The 280-nt window shown below is 69.6% G+C and carries 1 protein-coding gene and 1 pseudogene; one reads left to right on the plus strand and one right to left on the minus strand.

Annotated features, from left to right (window positions below):
* Positions 1–189, minus strand: a 189-nt coding sequence (locus tag U8L64_RS00295) for a helix-turn-helix domain-containing protein (RefSeq protein WP_333392717.1), incomplete at its 3' end; no start/stop codon positions are given.
* On the opposite strand from U8L64_RS00295, the pseudogene U8L64_RS00300 reads away from it, so the two are divergent.
* Positions 134–280, plus strand: a pseudogene (locus tag U8L64_RS00300) (NAD(P)(+) transhydrogenase (Re/Si-specific) subunit alpha); the annotation flags it as partial. The gene U8L64_RS00295 and the pseudogene U8L64_RS00300 overlap by 56 nt on opposite strands.

The raw sequence follows: 280 nt of genomic DNA on the forward strand, positions 1-280 counted from the left end.
GAGCCGGGTCAGCGTGTAGGTCAGGCGGGAGACCGTGGGCTTGGGCAGCCCGGTAATGCGCGCGATGTCCTGGTTGCCCAGCACCACCGAGCCGTGGGTGAATGCGCGCAACACCTCCAGCCCACGCGAGAGGGCCTCGAACGAGGCGGAACTGGCGCAGATGCAGTCCGGCAGCGTGCTGCTGGGCATGCTCAACCCGTTCGACAATGACTGCATCGCGCGCATGGCCGCGCGCGGCATCACCGCCTTCGCGCTGGAAGCCGCGCCGCGCACTTCGCGC

The organism is Pseudomonas sp. FIP_A4 (assembly GCF_036701605.1).
Classification (GTDB): Bacteria; Pseudomonadota; Gammaproteobacteria; order Pseudomonadales; family Pseudomonadaceae; genus Stutzerimonas; species Stutzerimonas phenolilytica.